The sequence below is a fragment of the Alicyclobacillus suci genome (assembly GCF_017329615.1).
Classification (GTDB): Bacteria; Bacillota; Bacilli; order Alicyclobacillales; family Alicyclobacillaceae; genus Alicyclobacillus; species Alicyclobacillus suci.
Genome location: NZ_JAFMTW010000090.1, coordinates 1 through 4,153 on the forward strand (window position 1 = coordinate 1; position 4,153 = coordinate 4,153).

Here is a 4,153-nt window from a genome sequence, read left to right on the forward strand (position 1 = left end):
TCGCAGGTTAAAGTCATTGGCCCGAAGTGTTTTGGATGCGACGTCGAGATGTAATCCACAACAAAGTCACACAACTGAGTTGCCTCGTTCCTCTTACAAAACGGGCAAGGATTTTCAGGCATCTGCACTACTTCTGGCATCCATCTCACTCCTCCACTTGGTCTGCAAGTTTCTTTACCCACCTCAAGATTTCAATCGCCTTGAAACGTGCAACGGTGTAGTTAGTGTCACTGTGACATACGTACCCGAGTGGTCCAGAACGCGGTGTGAGTCGGATATGATTGCCTCGCGCGGCACGTCCAATCTTATAGATCACAGTGGCTTCCGAACCTCGTTCATGTATCACCGACTTACAATCATCAACCATCGCCTGAAGTTCCATCCACCTCTCCCCCCTCACATCGCATCTGCGCCCTCTGGCGCCTCGCATGAGACGTTTTCTGCGCTGGGTAATACACTTGACTGCACCGTGTCTCCCGAACGTCTCTGAAGCGTCTGTTTCACACATTCTCGGATATTTCTTAAGCAGTTTCTCGTTAACCGTCATACGGCAACATCAACCATTTCCTGGTCATATCTCGCTTTCAACCGCTCTATCCCGTTTTTGTAGTGGTGCATGACGGTTGAGTAATGCAGACCCACCATGTCCGCTATTTCCTCGTATGTGAACAATTCCACCGCGTGCAGATAAATCGCTTCGGCCTGTGTTGGCTTTAAGGTGCCATCCTGCATCCAGTAACGAAGCGCTGCGAACACTCGTTCATACGTTTCATCGGTTGTACGTTCCACCCTGGCAATGACATCTGCTAGCACCTTATTTCTGACACGTCGTAACGGTCTGTCCAAGCTCATCACACGGTTGTCATATTCGCGACGGCAATCCCTACATTCAGCGCAGTATCCGTCTTTCATCGCGCGATTCTTAGGGAACTCATCTAATGGCAAAGTGCGTTTGCAATGGCAACACCGTTTCGTATTCACCGTCGCCACTCGCCTTTCTTCGGTTTCACAGGCGGCTTCAGTGATTCGATCCAGGCCCTTTCCTCGGGCGTCATGGGTCTGACAAACACCTCGGAGTACACAGCCTTTTCGCGCGCCATATCACGCCGTGGCACAACTACTCTCGGGCCTCTTGTAGATTGCATGTGCATCACTCCATTCCGTCGATTTGATTCCCCCAGGCGTCCCAGCCCGGCACCCGTTGTCTCGCAAACATCTCTAGCCGAGGTACATCTCCCATTAGTTGTTCAATCCGCTCATACACTTCATCCGGTTTCCGACTGTGCTCCCGGCGTTCGCTCATAATCACCGAATGCACACCAGCTGATATGCGCCTTGGTTTCCCGCGTGTTGCAAGCAAACATGGCTCTGCATTCGCGCGCGTCCAGTTCCCCATACCCATTGCCAACTTGCCGAGCTTGGTAAGTTTGACCCACGTGAATGCGACCGTCCGATACTCGAATCCCCAAGCGCTCAATACCTCAAATGCTTCGCGCATCATCGGGAAGGTGGCCCACATGAATAAAGCGCAATCAGGTGCCGCGATAGAACGCATAGGCAACCCTTTGATGTCATCCAGGCTCATGACCGGATACTTGAACCCGGCACCGCGTTCGCCGTCAGCCGCTTTATCGCGGTAGGACCACGGCGGGTCGCTCATGATGACTTGGTACCGCTTGTCGGGCAATGGAATCACTCCAAACCCTCCTCAAACTCATCTGCTATCAGTTGCACTGCCTCGCGTTTCACTGACTCATCCACATCCAGGAACACGAGGTACCTCATGATCTCTCCCGCTATCTCACGCGCCGTGATGGGCGAGTCTACTTGATTCACTTGCTATCCTCCCGAAGCCCCGCTATACGTTGAAGAATCGGGTCAAAATATAAACTCACTTCGCCTGTCTCCCCATTCCGCTGCTTACTGATGTTGATCTCTAGCTGTCGCGGAGACTCTTGTCTATCTCGGTGAAGCAGGACGATGACATCTGCAGCCGACTCGATCCCACTACTTCCAAACAAGTCCTTTGATGTCGGCTTTTTGCCTTCCGCCTCACGTGTCAACTGACTAAGCGCCACGACTGCGCAATTACATTGCTGTGCAGCCATTCTCAGCTTTCGTGTCACCCTGCCAAGTGCCGACCCTGTGTTGTCATTAGGCAACGGTCGCTCTTGAATCTCTTGGAGATAATCAACGACCACTAGATCTAAACCGTAAGTCCGTTTCACGCGCTTCATCTCAGCCATGATGTACTCAGTGGACACCCCGCGCGTATCGTCAATGGCGATATCCGCGATGACTTTGTCAAAGTTAGTCATCCTAGACAGTTCGTCCGAATCTAACTCGCCTGTCCGCACCTTAGATAGGGGAACCATAGCCAAGTTGGCAGCCATCCGATTTCTCACCTGTTCAGCCGACATCTCAAGACTGAACATCCCAACGTTGTATCCCCTTTTATAAGCCCGTAGCATCAACTCGATCGCGAACGCTGTCTTACCCACTGATGTGCGACCACCGACAACGATTATGTCACCCCGTTGCCAGCCAAGCGTTTTTTCGTCTACATCTCTCCAGCCAGTCATGATTCCAAACTGCTTTTTCGGATCCTTGATACGTTCTTCGAGCGCATGCAGCCATTCTTCCGCTTCTCTTTTTCCATATCTGAGGCCGCCTCGAATACTAATGGAGTCCATCGACATAATGATTTGTTCTAAGCTTCCACGCAGTTCGTCGAGCGACACGTTTGATATGTCCTTAGCCTGCTGAGAAAGCTCTTTAGCGCCACTTAAAAGCACCCTGCGTAGATATGTCTCGGCAACTCGTTTCGCGTGCCATATGGCCTCTGAACGACCGATATACACGTCTTTCATATCTGCCATTCGGTCAATGCCGATTCGCATAACCGTGTTCTTTGCAGCCGACGATAGACTGAGGATGTCAACTGGTTCGTTGCGCCCGTACATTGAAACGCCGATTGCCCACAGTTTTTGCAGATCATCATCGGAAAACATCTGCTCATTGACGATGGATGAAAGCTCATCCAGTACACTTGCGTCATTGAGAATTGCGCCGATTAGATACGCTTCGGATGCCGTTGAATCAATATCTAAGTTGTTCTCGTTCATAGGCTTTACGCACCGCCTCCATTCTGGCTTTCCTGTCTTCCAACTCGTCAGGCTCAGGGAGACGCTTCCTTGTTTGCTTTGCTATTGCACGTTCGCGTATTTCTGCGATAGTCGGGAAAAACTGACTTGTTTTCACATGTTCAAGTACAGCGGCTTTCACGCTATCAACATCACAGTCTTCGAAACATCGGCGGTAAAGCTCAATTGTCTCAGCTGTCATCTGCTGACGTGGATAAGCCGTGGATAGTAGCTTGAATATTGACAAAATCTCTGCCTGGTTCATCCGGCATAAGCCCTGCCCTTCTCGCATACTCTTCTAGGGCTTGGTCATTGTTCGTCCGTTTGCGACTTCTGTAGGCTTCGGAAGGAACGCCCGCTATAAAGTCTCGGAAGTGCTCTTGAGGGCCTAGAAAAGTTTTTGCGTGCTTGATGTATCGCTCTTCCGTTTGCATGAGTTCACAATAGGCAGCATAGTTTTGTGCTGAGGCTATTAACTCGTCCGCTGTTGCCTTTTTTTGTTTCAAGCAGGTAGTCCAGCATTTGAATGCTTCTTTCTTGCCTACGCTGGTTCTTGGGTAGTGCGACCAGAATGTTTCAAACTCAATCGTGTAGTCTGATTTTCTTGATGATGTTTTTTTGACGGACAACACATAAGTATTATTTGTAGTAGTCTCTGTAGTAGTCTCTGTTATAAATCTTTCTTGAGTTTCTACAGAAACGTTTCTTGAGTTTCTTAAGTTTCGATTCTGAAGAAACTTAAGAATGGAATCTGAAAAACTGTCACTTTTTATCCTGTAGTGGACGGTCGGACTTCCGTTCGCTTTTTTTAATTTGGTCTCGATTAGACCCAAAGACTCTAATCGTTTGGCAGCCCTGCGAACTTGATACTCCGAAAGTGCAATCTCCTCTTCCCACTCAACATACGTTTTGTACATCCACCCACTCTCGGTCTTGTCTGACCAGTAGATGATTTGGCTTAAAAGCAAAGCGCTGTTCACATCGCCGACGAAACGTATTAACTCTGTAGG

General features: G+C 49.5%; 6 protein-coding genes. All 6 read right to left on the reverse strand.

Translation table 11 applies throughout. The features are described 5' to 3' along the window. Positions 1–543: 543 nt before the first annotated feature. Positions 544–813 carry a sigma factor-like helix-turn-helix DNA-binding protein gene (locus tag J3482_RS19530; protein WP_206923005.1) on the reverse strand — a complete coding sequence of 90 codons (270 nt, stop codon included), beginning with the start codon at positions 811–813 and terminating at the stop codon, positions 544–546. A gap of 337 nt (positions 814–1,150) precedes the next feature. After that, positions 1,151–1,696: an MT-A70 family methyltransferase gene (locus J3482_RS19535; protein WP_438938627.1), complete on the reverse strand. Its 546-nt coding sequence runs from the start codon at positions 1,694–1,696 to the stop codon at positions 1,151–1,153. Next, positions 1,693–1,836, reverse strand: a complete 144-nt coding sequence (locus tag J3482_RS19540) for a hypothetical protein (RefSeq protein ID WP_206923006.1) — start codon at positions 1,834–1,836, stop codon at positions 1,693–1,695. The genes J3482_RS19535 and J3482_RS19540 overlap by 4 nt, the downstream gene beginning before the upstream one ends. Next, entirely contained in the window at positions 1,833–3,125 is a 1,293-nt protein-coding gene (locus tag J3482_RS19545; protein ID WP_206923007.1) for a replicative DNA helicase, read from the reverse strand. The genes J3482_RS19540 and J3482_RS19545 overlap by 4 nt, the downstream gene beginning before the upstream one ends. Next, positions 3,100–3,435 carry a replicative helicase loader/inhibitor gene (locus J3482_RS22295; RefSeq protein WP_369123485.1) on the reverse strand — a complete coding sequence of 112 codons (336 nt, stop codon included), beginning with the start codon at positions 3,433–3,435 and terminating at the stop codon, positions 3,100–3,102. The genes J3482_RS19545 and J3482_RS22295 overlap by 26 nt, the downstream gene beginning before the upstream one ends. Beyond that, positions 3,335–4,153 (reverse strand): LvrA C-terminal domain-related protein (locus tag J3482_RS19555; protein WP_499706835.1); only part of this gene is annotated, 819 nt, incomplete at its 5' end. The genes J3482_RS19555 and J3482_RS22295, both read right to left, overlap by 101 nt.